At 63.9% G+C, this 15,724-nt stretch carries 13 protein-coding genes and 1 pseudogene; 7 read left to right on the top strand and 7 right to left on the bottom strand.

What is annotated here, in order from left to right:
- Positions 1-40: 40 nt before the first annotated feature.
- The 3 genes from HX898_RS29230 to mutY are packed head-to-tail and all read right to left on the bottom strand — an operon-like array spanning position 41 to position 2,132.
- Complete coding sequence (locus tag HX898_RS29230; RefSeq protein WP_138387932.1) at positions 41-406, bottom strand: nuclear transport factor 2 family protein; 366 nt, start codon at positions 404-406, stop codon at positions 41-43.
- A gap of 5 nt (positions 407-411) precedes the next feature.
- The gene (locus tag HX898_RS29225) at positions 412-1,026 is read right to left on the bottom strand and encodes an HAD family phosphatase (protein WP_138328770.1); all 615 of its coding nucleotides are present in this window, start codon (positions 1,024-1,026) and stop codon (positions 412-414) included.
- Between the two features lie 2 nt (positions 1,027-1,028).
- Positions 1,029-2,132 (bottom strand): A/G-specific adenine glycosylase, encoded by a 1,104-nt coding sequence (mutY, locus tag HX898_RS29220; RefSeq protein ID WP_180196454.1) that lies wholly within the window; start codon positions 2,130-2,132, stop codon positions 1,029-1,031.
- A 108-nt stretch (positions 2,133-2,240) separates the two neighbouring features.
- Here mutY and HX898_RS29215 point away from each other — a divergent pair, with 108 nt between their 5' ends.
- The 5 genes and pseudogenes from HX898_RS29215 (at position 2,241) to ppdK (ending at position 11,519) form a co-directional block, all read left to right on the top strand.
- On the top strand, positions 2,241-2,738 hold the full coding sequence (locus tag HX898_RS29215; protein WP_018069144.1) for a DUF721 domain-containing protein: 498 nt from the start codon (positions 2,241-2,243) through the stop codon (positions 2,736-2,738).
- Positions 2,738-2,923 (top strand): annotated as a pseudogene (locus HX898_RS33580) (hypothetical protein); the annotation flags it as partial. The gene HX898_RS29215 and the pseudogene HX898_RS33580, both read left to right, overlap by 1 nt.
- A gap of 536 nt (positions 2,924-3,459) precedes the next feature.
- Positions 3,460-4,236 carry a DsbA family protein gene (locus tag HX898_RS29200; RefSeq protein ID WP_020665237.1) on the top strand — a complete coding sequence of 259 codons (777 nt, stop codon included), beginning with the start codon at positions 3,460-3,462 and terminating at the stop codon, positions 4,234-4,236.
- A gap of 273 nt (positions 4,237-4,509) precedes the next feature.
- Positions 4,510-7,971, top strand: coding sequence for a chromosome segregation SMC family protein (locus tag HX898_RS29195; protein WP_180196453.1), 3,462 nt, complete (start codon positions 4,510-4,512; stop codon positions 7,969-7,971).
- An 839-nt stretch (positions 7,972-8,810) separates the two neighbouring features.
- The gene (gene ppdK / locus HX898_RS29190; protein WP_180196452.1) at positions 8,811-11,519 is read left to right on the top strand and encodes a pyruvate, phosphate dikinase; all 2,709 of its coding nucleotides are present in this window, start codon (positions 8,811-8,813) and stop codon (positions 11,517-11,519) included.
- Between the two features lie 37 nt (positions 11,520-11,556).
- On the opposite strand, the gene HX898_RS29185 is transcribed toward ppdK, so the two are convergent.
- Together HX898_RS29185 and HX898_RS29180 are read right to left on the bottom strand one after the other, a co-directional pair.
- On the bottom strand, positions 11,557-11,835 hold the full coding sequence (locus HX898_RS29185; protein ID WP_138387927.1) for a hypothetical protein: 279 nt from the start codon (positions 11,833-11,835) through the stop codon (positions 11,557-11,559).
- A 295-nt stretch (positions 11,836-12,130) separates the two neighbouring features.
- Positions 12,131-12,328 carry a hypothetical protein gene (locus tag HX898_RS29180; RefSeq protein WP_003546062.1) on the bottom strand — a complete coding sequence of 66 codons (198 nt, stop codon included), beginning with the start codon at positions 12,326-12,328 and terminating at the stop codon, positions 12,131-12,133.
- Positions 12,329-12,451: 123 nt separating this feature from the next.
- Here HX898_RS29180 and HX898_RS29175 point away from each other — a divergent pair, with 123 nt between their 5' ends.
- Positions 12,452-12,697 carry a hypothetical protein gene (locus HX898_RS29175; RefSeq protein ID WP_003546063.1) on the top strand — a complete coding sequence of 82 codons (246 nt, stop codon included), beginning with the start codon at positions 12,452-12,454 and terminating at the stop codon, positions 12,695-12,697.
- Positions 12,698-12,713: 16 nt separating this feature from the next.
- On the opposite strand, the gene HX898_RS29170 is transcribed toward HX898_RS29175, so the two are convergent.
- Positions 12,714-13,106, bottom strand: coding sequence for a hypothetical protein (locus tag HX898_RS29170; protein ID WP_180196451.1), 393 nt, complete (start codon positions 13,104-13,106; stop codon positions 12,714-12,716).
- Between the two features lie 609 nt (positions 13,107-13,715).
- Between HX898_RS29170 and HX898_RS29165 the strand changes: the two genes are divergently transcribed.
- Positions 13,716-14,627, top strand: a complete 912-nt coding sequence (locus HX898_RS29165; protein WP_180196450.1) for a DUF1499 domain-containing protein — start codon at positions 13,716-13,718, stop codon at positions 14,625-14,627.
- Positions 14,628-15,234: 607 nt separating this feature from the next.
- Here the strand turns inward: HX898_RS29165 and HX898_RS29160 are convergent.
- Positions 15,235-15,724 (bottom strand): DUF4166 domain-containing protein (locus HX898_RS29160; protein WP_180196449.1); only part of this gene is annotated, 490 nt, incomplete at its 5' end.

Here is a 15,724-nt window from a genome sequence, read left to right as displayed (position 1 = left end):
GCGGTTTTGCGTCCGGAATGCGTAAAACAAGAAATCCTGATCAGAATTCCTGGTAATCGGTGACCTCGACCCTTGTGACGCGGCCTTCTGCGTTGAAGGTGATGGTCTCCTCACCCTCGCGGATCAGCGGCTTGCCCGTCTTGCTGTGGGTGGCGCGCACCGACCAGACCGATCGGCCGGAGAGCGGCGTCAACGTTTCCACCAGCGAATTTTCTGCCGTCTGATCGGGATAGTCGTCGAAATAACGCCGGAAGGCAGCCATGATCTCAGCCCGTCCGGTGAGATCGCCGACGCCGTTCGAGACATAGGTCGCATCCTCGGCGAAATAGGCCTCGATCGCCGGAAAATCGAGGGCGTTGATCGCGGCGTGGAAGAGTTCGATTTGCTTTGCCGGGTCGAAAGCCATGGGTCTCAGACCTTCACCCCATAGCCGGCGAGATCGCTGCGCAGCTTTTCCGCACCCGAAAACAGCACCGCATTCCAGCCGTAGGCCTTGGCGCCTTCGACATTGACCGGTGCGTCGTCGATGAAGATCGTGGCATTGGGATCGAGGCCGAAGCTTTTCGTATGCGTCTCGTAGATCGCGATATCGGGCTTGATCAGGCCAACATCGCCGGAAACGGTGACGCCGCGCGGTAGGTTGAGGAAGGGGAAGCGCGCCTGCGCCTCGCGGAAGGTGTCGGAGGCGAAGTTGGTCAGCATCGTCACGTCGCGCCCTTCGGCAATCAGCCCTTCCATGATCGCGACGCTGTCATCATAAGCGTGCGGCACCATCTCGTGCCAATATTTGCGGAAGGCGCGGATATGCTCTTCGCGGGCGGGGTGCTGTTTTATCAGCAGCGCTTCGGCCTCCGCCCAGCTGCGGCCGCGGTCCTGCTCGATGTTCCAGTCATGGGTGCAGATATTGGCGAAGAACCAGTTGCGCTCGGTCTCGTCAGGAATGAGGCGGCTGAAGGGAAGATGCGGATCGTAATGAATAAGGACTTTGCCGATATCGAAAACGATATGTCTTATGTCGGTGGTCATGGTCATCCCTTGGATGTTTTAAACGCGAGAGGAATAGCCGCTGCGATCGCTTTTTTCATGATGGTTGGTAAGGCCTGGGCTTCAAGATTTGTAACCGGCTCCCACCATCCGTCATTCGGGCCGTCATCCATGGCGACCTTGGCAGCGATGGCCGCACGCCAGATCGAAAGCCTGAGCTCGAAATGGGTGAAGACATGGATGACGGTGCCAGAGGCCTGCCATGCTGCGTCGAAGGGCGCGGCGGCAGCCGAGGTCTCGCCGTCGATGCGCGCCGTCCAGGCGGTCGTCGGCACCTCGGTCATGCCGCCGAGCAGGCCGCTGTCGATGCGCCGCCGCAATAGGATCTCGCCATCACCTGTTACCGCGATGAAGGCCGCGCCGTATCTGACCGGCTTCTCCTTCTTCGCCGCCTTGACCGGAAAGAGCTCGGGATCGGAAAGTTTGAGTGCCTCGCAGGCACCCCGGAACGGACAGAGTGAACAGGCCGGCCGCTTCGGCGTGCAGATCGTGGCGCCGAGATCCATCATCGCCTGGGCGAAATCGCCGGGCCGATCGGCAGGCGTTAACAGCGCCACCTTCTGCTTCATCGCGGGCTTGGCGGCTGGAAGCGGCGTAGCGATCGCATAGAGCCTGGAGATCACCCGCTCGACATTGCCGTCCATGACAGTCGCCTGGCGGTCAAAGGCGATGGCTGCGACGGCGGCTGCCGTATAGTCGCCGATGCCCGGCAGGGATCTGAGACCTTCTTCGGTATCGGGAAAGACGCCGCCATGCTCGTTCGCCACCGCTTCGGCGCATTTCTTCAGGTTGCGGGCCCGTGCGTAATAGCCAAGCCCCGCCCAGGCGGCCATCACCGCGTCGGTCTCGGCTGCGGCAAGATCGGTCACCTCGGGCCAGCGCTGCAGAAACCGCTCGAAATAGGGTTTGACCGCCTGCACCGTCGTCTGCTGCAGCATCACCTCGGACAGCCAGACGCGATAGGGATCGGCCTTGACGCCGCGGGCCGCCATGCCGGGCGCCACACGCCAGGGCAGGTCGCGGTGGTGGCGATCGTACCAGTCGAGCAGGGGCTTGGCGGAGGGCGTGTCGAGTGTGGTGATCGTCATGATTTGCCGCGATGGGGGGAAGTGCCTATACTTGGCGAAGCAATGCCGCGCGATCAAGTCGCCTGTGCGAATTGGCATGCGAATTGGCGGCGTCGCTGAAGGGTTTCGATGAGTTATCCACGCAAAGGTGCAAAGCAGATTTCCGAGCTGGCGAACGGGCTGATCGATCCCGTGCTTGCGAGGCGCGCCGGCATCAACACGGCTCTGCTCGGCTCGTGGAGTGAAATTGCCGGCGAGGATTTCGCCGATTGCACCCGGCCGGAAAAGATCGCCTGGGCCCGCGGCGGCAATGAGACCGGCGGCTTCCGCCCCGGTGTGCTGACAATTGCCTGCGAAGGCGCACGCGCGCTCTTCCTCACCCATGCCCAGGGCGAACTCATCCAACGCATCAACAGCTTCTTCGGCTTTGCCGCCGTCCACCAGATCCGCATCGTCCAGAAGCCGGTCTCACAAGCCATCCGCCGCTCCCGCACCCCGCCGCCACTGAAAGGCGAAGCCGCGCGCAAGCTCGAAGGCATGATGGAGGGCATCGAGAACGACAAGCTGCGGCAGGCAATCCAGCGCTTAGGGACCGCGGTGATGGGGAAGCGGGGAAATCAACGCTGATGAGCAAAACGCCCAACTTGACCGGCAACGCCAAGACCGGCGGCCTGACTCAAGCCAGCGCCGAAAAGATCAGTGCGGTTGACGGCCTGGTACTTAGCTCGCGCATGCGCAAGCTCCTCGCCGAGACCACGGATCAGCCGGCCGAAGAACGTCGCCAGGCGATCCGCGCGCAGTTCGCCCGGAAAGAAGGTGCGACCGACGAAATCATGCGTCGAAAGACCCGCGAGGCGATCGATGATCCGGGTTCGGATATCGATCGCCGATATGGCCTTCGAGCGGCTCGAACGTCTGCATGCCGAGCGAATGAAGGCTGAGGGCGGTGGCGCTTAGCCCTGTCGGCCTCGGTCCAGGGAGATTGCCGAGGCTTGCCCCTCATCCGCCTGCCGGCACCTTCTCCCCGTAAACGGGGCGAAGGGACATGCTGCGACCTCTCCGTTCCTCACCAACCTCTCGCAGGGCACGTCCCCTCGCCCCGTTTACGGGGAGAGGGCTAGGGTGAGGGGCAGCCATCGGCACGAACCGGACGGCAGTGGTTTCGAACTGCGAACCGCCGTTGTTCGGATGAAGGGACGGAGCGGTAGGAATTCTCGCAATTTTTGGTCTAGTCGTCTTCCCGCGGTCACAATTCTTTGAAGGAAGTTGGTGAACCGTGCCTTGTGAGTGGCCGCCAGCCGTTATATCGCACAGTCATGCCGTCAATCTCATTAGTTATGGGGAATCCATGCAGATGTCCGAAATGCAACTGACGAAACGCCGCCTGCTCAGCGGTATCGCCATCGCCGCCGCTGCCGTAGCGCTTGTCGCCTGCAACGACAGCAAGGACGCTGCCGATGCTTCGTCCTCCGGCAAGACCATGGCTGATGGCACCAATGTCGACACCATGCAGACGGCCGCCACCTCGGCGACCGAAATGCCGGAGTCCGACGGCGATGTCGACATGGCTGAGGTGCTGAAGCCCGGCGTGCTGCCGGAGATGGCGCTCGGCAAGGCCGATGCCCCGGTCAAGATCGTCGAATACATGTCGATGACCTGCCCGCATTGCGCCCATTTCCACAACACCGTCTTCGACACGATCAAGCAGAAATATGTCGACAGCGGCAAGGTGCAGTTCATCATCCGCGAATTCCCCTTCGACCCGCGCGCCGCCGCAGCCTTCATGCTCGCCCGCTGCAATTCTTCCAATCCGGAGCAGTTGAGCACGCCGGAACAGTATTTCCCGATGGTTTCGATGCTCTTCAAGCAGCAGCAGGTCTGGGCCGCCGCCGATGATGGCCGCGCCGCACTGCTGCAGATGTCGAAGCTTGCCGGATTTACTGAGGATAGCTTCACGAAATGCTTGACGAACCAGAAGCTTCTGGATGAAGTGAATGCCACGCGGGAAAGAGGTTCCAAGGATTTCGGCGTCAACGCCACCCCGACTTTCCTGATCAATGGCAAGCGCTACTCTGGAGACATGCCGGTTGACACTTTGTCGAAGCTCATCGACAGCCTGCTCTGAACCGGATCGTTTCGATAGAACGGGCGACGGCGAAAGCTGTGCGCCCGTTTTTTTGTGGCTGCGTGGGGAATACCCCCCTCTGTCCTGCCGGACATCTCCCCCACAAGGGGGGAGATCAGCTGGAAGGAATGTCTCGACCTTCATGACTGCCCTGCGGAAGCGCTCCCTTGTTTGGGGAAGCCCTAACCACTTGCCGATCTCCCCCCTTGTGGGGGAGATGCCCGGCAGGGCAGAGGTGGGTGCCACACCCTCCCTGCGCTGCGGAGCTTCTGCATGAAGTTCAACAAGCTGCGCCTGGTCGGCTTCAAATCCTTCGTCGAGCCGACGGAATTCATCATCGAACGCGGGCTGACCGGCGTCGTCGGCCCGAACGGCTGCGGCAAGTCGAACCTCGTCGAGGCGCTGCGCTGGGTGATGGGCGAGAATTCCTACAAGAACATGCGCGCCTCCGGCATGGACGACGTGATCTTTTCGGGTTCCGGCAACCGCCCGGCGCGCAACACTGCCGAAGTGGCGCTCTATCTCGACAATGGCGAGCGCACCGCGCCTGCCGCCTTCAACGACAGCGACGAGATCCAGGTCACCCGCCGCATCGAGCGTGAGCAGGGCTCGCTCTATCGCATCAATGGCAAGGAAAGCCGCGCCAAGGACGTACAGCTGCTGTTTGCCGACGCCTCCACCGGCGCGCGTTCGCCCTCGATGGTCGGGCAGGGCCGTATCGGCGAGCTGATCCAGGCCAAGCCGCAGGCCCGCCGCCAGCTGCTCGAAGAGGCGGCCGGCATTTCAGGCCTGCATTCCCGCCGCCACGAGGCCGAGCTGCGGCTGCGCGCCGCCGAAGGCAATCTCGAGCGCCTCGACGACGTGACCTCGCAGCTCGAAAGCCAGATCGAGAGCCTGAAGCGCCAGGCCCGCCAGGCAAACCGCTTCAAGACCCTGTCTGCCGATATCCGCGCCCGCGAAGCGATGCTGCTGCATATCCGCTGGGTGCAGGCCAAGGAAGCCGAAGCCGAGGCCGACAGTGCGCTGAACCAGGCGACCTCCGTCGTCGCCGAAAAGGCGCAGATGCAGATGGAGGCGGCGAAGAACCAGGGCATCGCCAGCCTGAAGCTGCCGGAGCTGCGCGAGGGCGAGGCGCGTGCCGCCGCCGCCCTGCAGCGCCTGCAGATCGCCAGAAGCCAGCTGGAGGAAGATGCCGGCCGCATCCTGCGCCGCCGCGACGAGCTGACCCGTCGTCTCGCCCAGCTTGCCGAGGATATAAGCCGCGAGCAGCGGCTGGTGGCCGACAATGCCGTCATCCTGGCAAGGCTCGATGCCGAAGAGGCGGAGATTTCAGAAATTCTCGCCGATTCCGGCCGTTATGCCGAGGAGACCCGCGAGGCCTTCGAGGGCGCGGCGGCAAAACTGGCCGACAGCGAGCGCATCTTCACCCAGCTGACGGCCGAGCGCGCCGAAGCCGCTGCCGGCCGCAACCAGCTGGAACGCGCCATCCGCGATCTCACCGACCGGCGGATGCGCCTCGAACGCCAGATGGACGAGGCAAACCAGGAACTGTCAGCCGTCGGCGAAAAGATCGCCGGCCTGCCGGATCCCGACGAAAAACGCGCCATCGTCGAGGCCGGCGAGATCGCCGTCGCCGACGCGGAAGCGGCGGTTCAGGTGGTCGACCAGGCGCTGGCTAGCGCCCGCCAGACCGAGGCGCTGTCGCGCGCGCCGGTCGATCAGGCCCGTTCGAGCCTGAATGCGCTGGAGACCGAGGCCCGCACCATTTCCCGCATGCTCGCCGCCGGTGCTGCCGCCGGCAAATTTGCGCCGGTTGCCGATGAGCTGAAGGTCGACCGCGGCTTCGAAACCGCCCTCGGTGCCGCCCTCGGCGACGATCTGGAATCGCCGCTCGATGCCGAGGCGCCGGCCCATTGGTCGGACAATGGCGATGGCGCTGCCGATCCAGCCCTTCCATCCGGTGCTGCGCCGCTGCTTGCCCATGTCGGCGCACCGGCAGCACTCACCCGCCGCCTGCGCCAGATCGGCCTGGTGGCGGAAGGCGATGCCGAGCGGCTGATGGCGGCGCTGAAACCCGGCCAGCGGCTGGTGACGAAAGAGGGTGCGGTCTATCGCTGGGACGGCCATGTCACCGGTGCCGATGCCCCGAGTGCAGCGGCCTTGCGCCTTGCCCAGAAGAACCGGCTGGCCGAACTCGAAAGCGAAGCAGCCCTTGCCCGCGACGTGCTTGCCGAAGCCGAAGAGCGGCAGGCAGCGGCCGCCGAAGCGATCCGCGCCGAGGAGCGCCGGCTTGCCGAGGCGCGCGACATGAGCCGTCTGTCGGCGCGTCATCTCACTGAGGCGCGCGATGCGCTTGCCGCCGCCGAGCGTGCCTCCGGCGATCTCATTCGCCGCCGCGATGTCGTCAGCGAGGCCGCCAGCCAGTTGCGGTCGCAGCTGGAAGAGATCGCCGTCCAGGAAGAAAACGCCCGCATCGAGCTGGAAGACGCGCCCGACCTGACTGCGATCGACGAGCGGCTGCGGTTCCAGCAGGCGGAAGTTGCGACCGATCGCGGCGCGCTGGCCGAAAGCCGCGCCCGCCATGAAAGCCTGGCGAGGGAAAACGAAGCCCGCCAGCGCCGCATCATGGCGATCGGCCAGGAGCGCGAGACCTGGCGCCAGCGGGCGGCAAGCGCCGAAGATCATGTTGCGACGCTGCGCGAGCGTGAGGAAGAGGCGCGGGACGAGGCCGCCGAGCTCGAACTGGCGCCGGATGAATTCGACGACAAGCGTCGCGCTCTGCTCAGCGAATTGCAGAAGGCCGAGGAGGCGCGCCGCCAGGCGAGCGATCTCCTGGCCGAGGCCGAACGCATCCAGCGCGAAGCCGACCAGAAGGCGACGACGGCACTGTCGGAACTTGCCGAATGCCGTGAACGCCGCGGCCGCGCCGAGGAGCGTCTCGTCTCCGCCCGCGAGAAACGGCAGGAAAGCGAAGCCCGCATCCGCGAGGTCCTGAACGTTGCGCCGCACGAGGCGCTGCAGCTGACCGGACGCCCGACCATGCAGGCGCTTCCCGATCCGCGCGAAGTCGAGCGCGAGCTGGAACGCCTGAGGATCGAGCGCGAACGGCTCGGCGCCGTCAACCTGCGCGCCGACGAGGAACAGAAGGAACTGAGCGAGAAGCTCGAAGCGCTGATCAAGGAACGCGACGACGTCATCGATGCGATCCGCAAGCTGCGCGGCGCCATCCAGAGCCTCAACCGCGAGGGCCGCGAGCGGCTGATCGCCGCCTTCGACATCGTCAACGCCCAGTTCCAGCGGCTGTTCACCCATCTTTTCGGCGGCGGCACCGCCGAACTGCAGCTGATCGAATCCGACGATCCGCTCGAAGCCGGCCTCGAAATCCTCGCCCGTCCGCCCGGCAAGAAGCCGCAGACCATGACGCTGCTATCGGGCGGCGAGCAGGCGCTGACGGCGATGGCGCTGATCTTCGCCGTCTTCCTCACCAATCCGGCGCCGATCTGCGTGCTCGACGAAGTGGACGCGCCGCTCGACGACCACAATGTCGAGCGCTACTGCAACCTGATGGATGAAATGGCGGCCTCCACCGAAACCCGCTTCGTTATCATCACCCACAATCCGATCACCATGGCCCGCATGAACCGCCTCTTCGGCGTCACCATGGCCGAGCAGGGCGTCTCCCAGCTCGTCTCCGTCGACCTGCAAATGGCCGAGCGCCTGCGCGAGATTGCCTGAGGTTTTCGACGAACGCGTTTTCTGCGTCGGGGAGATTGGCGAGAGCAGCCCCTCATCCGGCTGCCGCCACCTTCTCCCCGTAAACGGGGCGAAGGGGATATGCCGCAGCCTCTCCTTTCCCCGCCGATGTCTCGCATGGCACGTTCCCTCTCCCCGTCAGAACGGGGAGAGGGTTAGGGTGAGGGGCAGTCGTTAACGCCAACTGGACAACAGTGGGCTTGACCCGAGCATTCATTTAGACGCCAAGCGCAGACGCAATTTCAGCAAAGGTGCGGCGCGGTTTTGCGTCCATAAATTGCGTAAAATCAAGGGCCGAGCAATAAACACCAAAAAAGGTCGGCTCTCTTGTCGCTTGTACCCCATTTGGGTGATGCTCTTTTCGCTGACTTGCATTAGAAGTTGTTTCAACGCAACCTAATTACTCTGCTGAAAAAGCGGGTGAGCAAACGCTGCGTATTGTCGAATTTGCGTGCGGTTTTCCGGGCGAGGGCAAGAACCGGAAACCGTTGGAGCAAATCCAGGGAAGTAGCGATCTATTTTCCAGGAATTGCGTAGAACGAAGGTCAGAACGGTTCTGTTTTGAGAAAAAGCTGAATCGTTCCTGGGTTGAGGGACCCCCCGTCCGGTTTTCCTGGCTGGACGGAAACAAGGCTTTGCGGGACATTGTTGCAGTCCCGCAAAGCTTTTTTTGTGCCTTTTTTCATCTCAGCCCTGTTTCAATCGTTTCGACCTCGGCTGCGCCGAAGATTTATTGTGCAGCGCAACATTCTGCCGCATTTGTCGATTTTCATTTCAACACCAACGGATTAAGCTAATCCTGATTTGGTGTTGGGGGGAAGATGACCAAGTGGGTCTATAGGTTCGGCGACGGGCAGGCTGAGGGCCGGGCGCGCGATCACGAGATTCTGGGCGGCAAGGGCGCCAATCTCGCGGAGATGTGCGCGCTGGGACTGCCGGTGCCGCCGGGGCTGACGATCGTCAGCGACGCCTGCAATACCTATTACAAGAACGGCCGCCACATCGAGAATGCGGTGAAGGCGGAAGTGCGCGCCGGCATATCGGCGATCGAGGCAATCACCGGCCGCCGCTTCGGTTCGGTCAGCCAGCCGCTGCTGCTCTCGGTGCGCTCCGGCGCCCGCGTCTCCATGCCGGGCATGATGGACACCGTGCTCAATCTCGGGCTCAACGACGAGACGGTGCAGGCGCTCGGCCATGATGCCGGCGATGCGCGTTTTGCCTGGGACAGCTACCGCCGCTTCATCCAGATGTATGCCGATGTCGTCATGGGCCTTGGCAACGACGCCTTCGAGGAGATCCTGGAAGACGAGAAGGCCAAGCTCGGCCATGAATTCGATACCGAACTCAACGCCTCGGAATGGCAGCATATCGTCTCCCTCTATAAGAAGCTGATCGAGGAGGAGCTGGAGCAGGAATTCCCGCAGGATCCCGAAGTCCAGCTCTGGGGCGCGGTGGGCGCCGTCTTTTCCAGCTGGATGAGCGCCCGCGCCGTCACCTACCGCCAGCTCCACAATATTCCGGAAGGCTGGGGCACGGCGATCAACATCCAGGCGATGGTCTTCGGCAATCTCGGCAATGCGTCGGCCACCGGCGTTGCCTTCACCCGCAACCCTTCGACCGGCGAAAGCGCGCTTTACGGCGAATTCCTGGTCAATGCCCAGGGCGAGGATGTCGTGGCCGGCATCCGCACGCCGCAAAGCATCACCGAGGAGGGGCGGATTTCCTCCGGCTCCGAAAAACCCTCGATGGAAAAGCTGATGCCGGAGGCGTTTCGCGAGCTTTGCCGCATCTGCACCGAGCTCGAGATCCATTACCGCGACATGCAGGATATCGAATTCACCATCGAGCGCGGCAGGCTGTGGATGCTGCAGACCCGTTCGGGAAAGCGCTCGACCCGGGCGGCCATGAAGATCGCCGTCGACATGGTCGACGAGGGGGTGATTACCGAGGACGAGGCGGTGCTGCGCATCGAGCCCTCCAGCCTCGACCAGCTGCTGCATCCGACGATCGATCCGCGCGTCACCCGCCAGGTGATCGGCACCGGATTGCCGGCCTCGCCTGGGGCTGCCACCGGCGCCATCGTCTTCACGGCGGAAGAGGCGGTCGAGGCCGAAGCCGAAGGCCGCAAGGTCATCCTGCTGAGGGTCGAGACCAGCCCCGAGGATATTCACGGCATGCATGCCGCCGAAGGCATCCTCACGACCCGCGGCGGCATGACCAGCCATGCGGCGGTCGTTGCCCGCGGCATGGGCATCCCCTGCGTTGTCGGCGCCGGCACCATGCGCATCGACGTGCGCAACGAGCGGCTGCTCGGCGTCGGCGTGACGCTCAAGAAGGGCGACATCATCACCATCGACGGCTCGGCCGGCCAGGTGCTGAAGGGCGAGGTGCCGATGATCCAGCCGGCGCTGTCGGGCGATTTCGGCCGCATCATGGGCTGGGCCGACCGCGCCCGGCGCATGACGGTGCGCACCAATGCCGATACGCCGGCCGATGCGCTGGCCGCCCGCTCCTTCGGTGCCGAAGGCATCGGCCTTTGCCGCACCGAGCATATGTTCTTCGAGGGTGAGCGCATCCATGTCATGCGCGAGATGATCCTTGCCGTCGATGAGAAGGGCAGGCGGCTGGCGCTCGACAAGCTGCTGCCGATGCAGCGGCTGGATTTCACCGGCCTCTTCACCGTCATGCACGGCCTGCCGGTAACGATCCGCCTGCTCGATCCGCCGCTGCACGAATTCCTGCCGAAGACCGATGACGAGGTGGCCGAAGTCGCCTTCGCCATGGGCATGGAGGCATCCGTGCTTCGCCAGCGCGTCGATGCGCTGCACGAGTTCAACCCGATGCTCGGCCATCGCGGCTGCCGGCTGGCGATCTCCTATCCCGAAATCGTCGAAATGCAGGCCCGCGCCATCTTCGAGGCGGCGGTCGCCGCAGCTAAGGAGACCGGGGCCGCCGTCGTACCGGAGATCATGGTGCCGCTCGTTGGCCTCCGCACCGAGCTCGATTACGTCAAGGCGCACATCGATGCCGTCGCCGGCGACGTGATGAACGAAGCCGGCATGAAGATCGATTATCTCGTCGGTACGATGATCGAGCTGCCGCGTGCTGCCCTGCGCGCCCATGTGATTGCCGAAGCCGCCGAATTCTTCTCCTTCGGCACCAACGACCTGACGCAGACCACCTTCGGCATCTCGCGCGACGACGCCTCGGCCTTCATCCCCACCTATCAGCGCAAGGGCATCATCGAGCACGATCCGTTCATCTCGCTCGATTTCGACGGTGTCGGCGAATTGATCAGCATCGCCGCCGAACGCGGCAGGCGCACCCGCAAGGACATGAAGCTCGGCATCTGCGGCGAACATGGCGGCGACCCGGCCTCGATCCGCTTCTGCGAGACGATCGGCCTCGATTATGTCTCCTGCTCGCCGTTCCGCGTGCCGATCGCCAGGCTGGCGGCAGCGCAGGCGGTGATTGCAGGCAGTCTGGAAGAGATCCGCCGCGGTCCGAAAGACCTGCGGGCGAGCGTGTAAAATATCGGCGGAGTGTGGGGCAGGGCGCCCGGGGCCCTCAGTAACGATACCGCCAACGATCGCGGTAGATATAAGGCCCGTTCAGATCCCAGGCCATGCGGTTCATCATCTCGGCACTTTGCGCCCGTGATTCGGCGCGCCGGTCGAGATCGATGCGCTGCAGGCAGGTGGCAAACCCATCCGTGCCGCGCCGGAAGCCATAGCTCATGCACCGCTGCTCATCCGCCGCCCGCCGCTCCTCCGGCGTCATCGTCTGGCAGGCCGAGAGCCCGGCGACGATGGTGGCCATGACGGTGATGAGAAGACGAATGCGCATTGGTTTGGTCCTTGGAATGCATTTCCCCGAGGAAAGGCCATTCGGGCGAGGGCGTCAAGCCATCCTTTGCCAGGGAGATCGTTGAGATCAGCCCCTCATCCGGCTGCCGCCACTGACCGGGGTCGAGCCACGGGTCTCGACCCGTCCTTCGGACCCCCGCTCGCGGGGCGAAGGGACCATGCCGCGACCTCTCCGTTCCCCACCAACCTCTCGCAGGGCACGTCCCCTCTCCCCGTCAGAACGGGGAGAGGGTTAGGGTGAGGGGCAACCACCAGTCCGAAACCGAGAAACAGAATCACGCCGCCCCAGCCGGATCCCCAATCGGCAGCAGTGCCGGATTGAGCGGCGGATCCTGTGGATTCTTCGTGTCGGCTGGATCCTGCGCCGGTGTCAGCGGCGGTTTTTGCTGGATCGGGTCGGGAATGCCGGGGGTAGGGGTCGGGCCGCGCGGGGTATCGGCATTGGGTGTCGGGATCGGGTCTCTGTTGGGCATGATCGCCTCCTTTTCGAAAAAGGAACGGCAGGCTTGGCACTTGGTTCCACTTTCGCTTGCCAACCTTTCTATGCATGAGGGCCATTCCTATGTATGAGGAAAGCTTGCAAAACTGGAACGAGCATGGCCCTTCGCGATCGATTTTCGAAAAAACTGAACTGTCCGCAATGCGGCAATGAGGGCTTTGCCGAAGCCTCGGAAGTCGATGATCCCAAGCGCAAGCACCCGGATTTCAAGGTCGATCAGCTGCCGCGCGGCTTTGGCGTGCAGCGACCTTCGAACCACCAGGAGAACTTCGTCATCAAGTGCGAATGCGGACGCAAGTTCCCGTTCCGCAGCGTTGCGGAAGCTGCGGCCGAGCGCCGCTAAAAACTTGATCTAGAATTCAGATCCGCTCCAGCAATTCGATGAAGGCATCGGCGAAACGCACCAGCGGGGCGGTCTCTTCATCCGGCGCCTGCATGCGGATCTCCGTGCCGTTATGGTCGAGCAGCGCCAGCACGACGCGCATCTCCTGGCCGTCACCAGGAATGCGCAGCACGGCGATGCGCCGGCAATCGTCGATGAGACCGCCGGCCGGCAGGTCGAACAGCAGCTCGCCGCCGGAGCGTGCCGCCGCCTGGCGCACCGCCTCGCAGAAGCCGGCATCGCCGCCGGCATAACCTTCGAGCGAAAGCTCGAGCTCGAGCAGCTCCATCGGCAGCATCGGCTCGGACTGGTGGTCGATCCCGCCAAGCGCAGACGCCTGCGGCCTTGCTGCAATCTCGGGTGAAATCATCCCGTCTCTCCTCTACATCTGGAGATGAAACCGCGGCAGAATGGCCTTTTTTTGACATATCAGCAAGGGCTTATGAAACAGCCGCCGTTTCGTCATGGCCTTCGCCGTGGATTCCAACGCATTGCCTCAGACAATAGTTTCAATTTAGCCGAATCTTGCCCCAGATCCGGATGATTTTAGGCCGGGCCGGCCTAGAGCCTTTCCGGGTTAGATTGCAGCATTCTGCCGGAGCAGGTTTTCGTCAGGGCAAAGGCGATTGGCGACGGGCATACCCCTAGGTACGTCCGAGCCGATCGCCTTTGATCCTGGCGCAAAGATGCCCGGCCCTTCGGGTTGGCTGAAACGGGCCGGCTGATCGACCGGCCGGCTTGGCCGTAGAACCGGGCTACGACGCGCGCCGGCCGGTCGACCATCCGACTCCGTTTGAGCCAACAGAATGCTGCAATCTAACCCGGAAAGGCTCTAAATCTGAATCCGGATCTAAATCAAAGAATAGAGCATGATGTCGTCCGAAAACCGCTTCACACTTTTCGGCATCATGCTCTAAACAGGGTTGAGGCGATTTGCGTGGTCGAACGCGCGGGCGCTGACGAGCAACCGGTAAGTTTAATGGCCATCCGCTTCGACCGCCCCGTTTCCAACGCCGCCCGCTTTTCGCGGCTGCTCGGGGCGTTTTCCCTGGTGCTGGCGCTGGCGGTGATGATCGCCCACCGCTTCGGCGGCCTCGCCACACCCTATCTCGTGCTGTTGTTGATTGCCGCCGCCGGCGGCGCGCTTCTGGCGGCGATGCTCGCCGCAGTTGGGCTGCGCAGCCTCTGGATGACGGGGGCCGAGGGCGGGCTGGCGGCGCTGGCGGCGCTGATCTATGCCGCCTTTCCGCTCGGCCTCGGCGCCTATGCCACCGAGCGTTACATGACGCGGCCCGATATCTACGACGTTTCCACCGATCCGGTCTCCGCACCCGACTGGCTTTCTCCGCCCTATTCCGACCAGATCTGGCTGAAGCGCAACGTGCAAGTGACGCCGGAGGATCGCGAAAAGCAGCTCGCCGCCTATCCCGAACTGACCGGCCGGCGTTATGAGGGCGCGCTCGACCGCGTGCTGGAGGCGGTGCGCAAGGTCGCCAAGATGAGCGGCATTACCATCACCAGGAGCAGCGGCGACACCGAGCCGGGCCGCAATCCCGAGGACACGCCAGTCAAACCGCCGCAGGCAAGCGACGAAGCCGTGGCCGATGCGCCCGATATCGTCCCCGTGCCGACGCCGCGCCCCTATGACGATGATGTCGCCAAGCTGATCCGCGGCGCCAATGGCGTGACATTGCAGGGCACCACCCGCACGCTGATCTTCGGCCTGCGCTTCGATATCATCATTAGGCTCCGCGAAGAGGCCGAAACCACCTTCGTCGACATCCGCGTCGCCTCCCGCTACGGCCAACACGACCTCGGCTTCAGCGCCGCAATCGCCGGGGATTATCTGAAGGCGCTGGATGCCGAACTGCTGGGGATTGCGGGTGGGTGAGCCGCGGTGGCGCAAAGCGCCAGCAATCGATCCAGTGAATCGATTGCAGCGGCGAACGCCCTGAGCCCAAGCGAAGGGCCGGGATACGGTGCGGCAAACTCGACGCCCCTATGCTGCCGCCGCAGGCGGCGGCCCCTTATTCAAGCCCGCCGAGGCAGGAATGACGGCGAAGGGCATGCCGTGTGGCACCCCCCTCTGCCCTGCCGGGACCGGGGTCGAGCCACGGGTCTCGACCCGTCCTTCGGACCCCCCACAGGTGGGGAGATTGGCTGGGCGCACCGGCTTCCCCAAACAATGAGCGTCCAGCACGGAGAAACGGTAGAGGGGCGCGAAGTTCAAGCCACTTGTGATCTCCCCACCTGTGGGGGAGATGCCCGGCAGGGCAGAGGGGGGTACCACGGCACACCGACCTGCCCCTCATCCGCCTGCCGGCACCTTCTCCCCGCTTGCGGGGCGAAGGGGAATCGCCGCAACCTCTCTGTCCCTCGCTACCTCTCGCAGGGCACGTCCCCTCGCCCCGCGGGCGGGGAGAGGGTTAGGGTGAGGGGCAGCCACTCGCGCAAACCGAACAGCGCATTTGCCGTCAGAAAGCGGATGAATCTCGCCCTCACTTCACCACCAACCACCCCGTATACCGCACCACCAGCCCGGTCAGCCGCCCGCCGATCTCCACGTGAAAGTGGAACCGCCCATCCCGCTCCTCCTCATAAGTATTCCCGCCAGGCGCCAGAAACATCGGCAGCGGAATGCCGCAGAACCGCCAGCCGCGCACCACGAGCCGCAGCTTCTCTCCATCCGGCACCAGCGCCATCAGCACCCGGAACGGCCCGAAGATCTCGGTGAGCAGATGCCGGTCGCAGCCCTTGCCTTCGGCCTGCCAGCTGCGGAAGACCGTGCCGCCGAAATCGCGCGTCCAGATCTCTCTGTCTCCATCGCTCACGAATCGCACCGTCACCGGCACATCCTCACCCGCCTTGGGAAAGCCGATCACCCCAGCGACGATCCTCGCCAGCAGCCCGCCGCCGCGCTCGATCCGCGCCCGGCCGGAGGCGACGCGCGCGCCGCCGGCATGCAGGGCGGCGAGGGCCGGGGGGGGC

Source organism: Rhizobium sp. WYCCWR 11128, from assembly GCF_013416305.1.
In the GTDB taxonomy this organism is placed as follows: Bacteria; Pseudomonadota; Alphaproteobacteria; order Rhizobiales; family Rhizobiaceae; genus Rhizobium; species Rhizobium indicum.
This window is presented reverse-complemented; position numbering and strand designations above follow the sequence as displayed.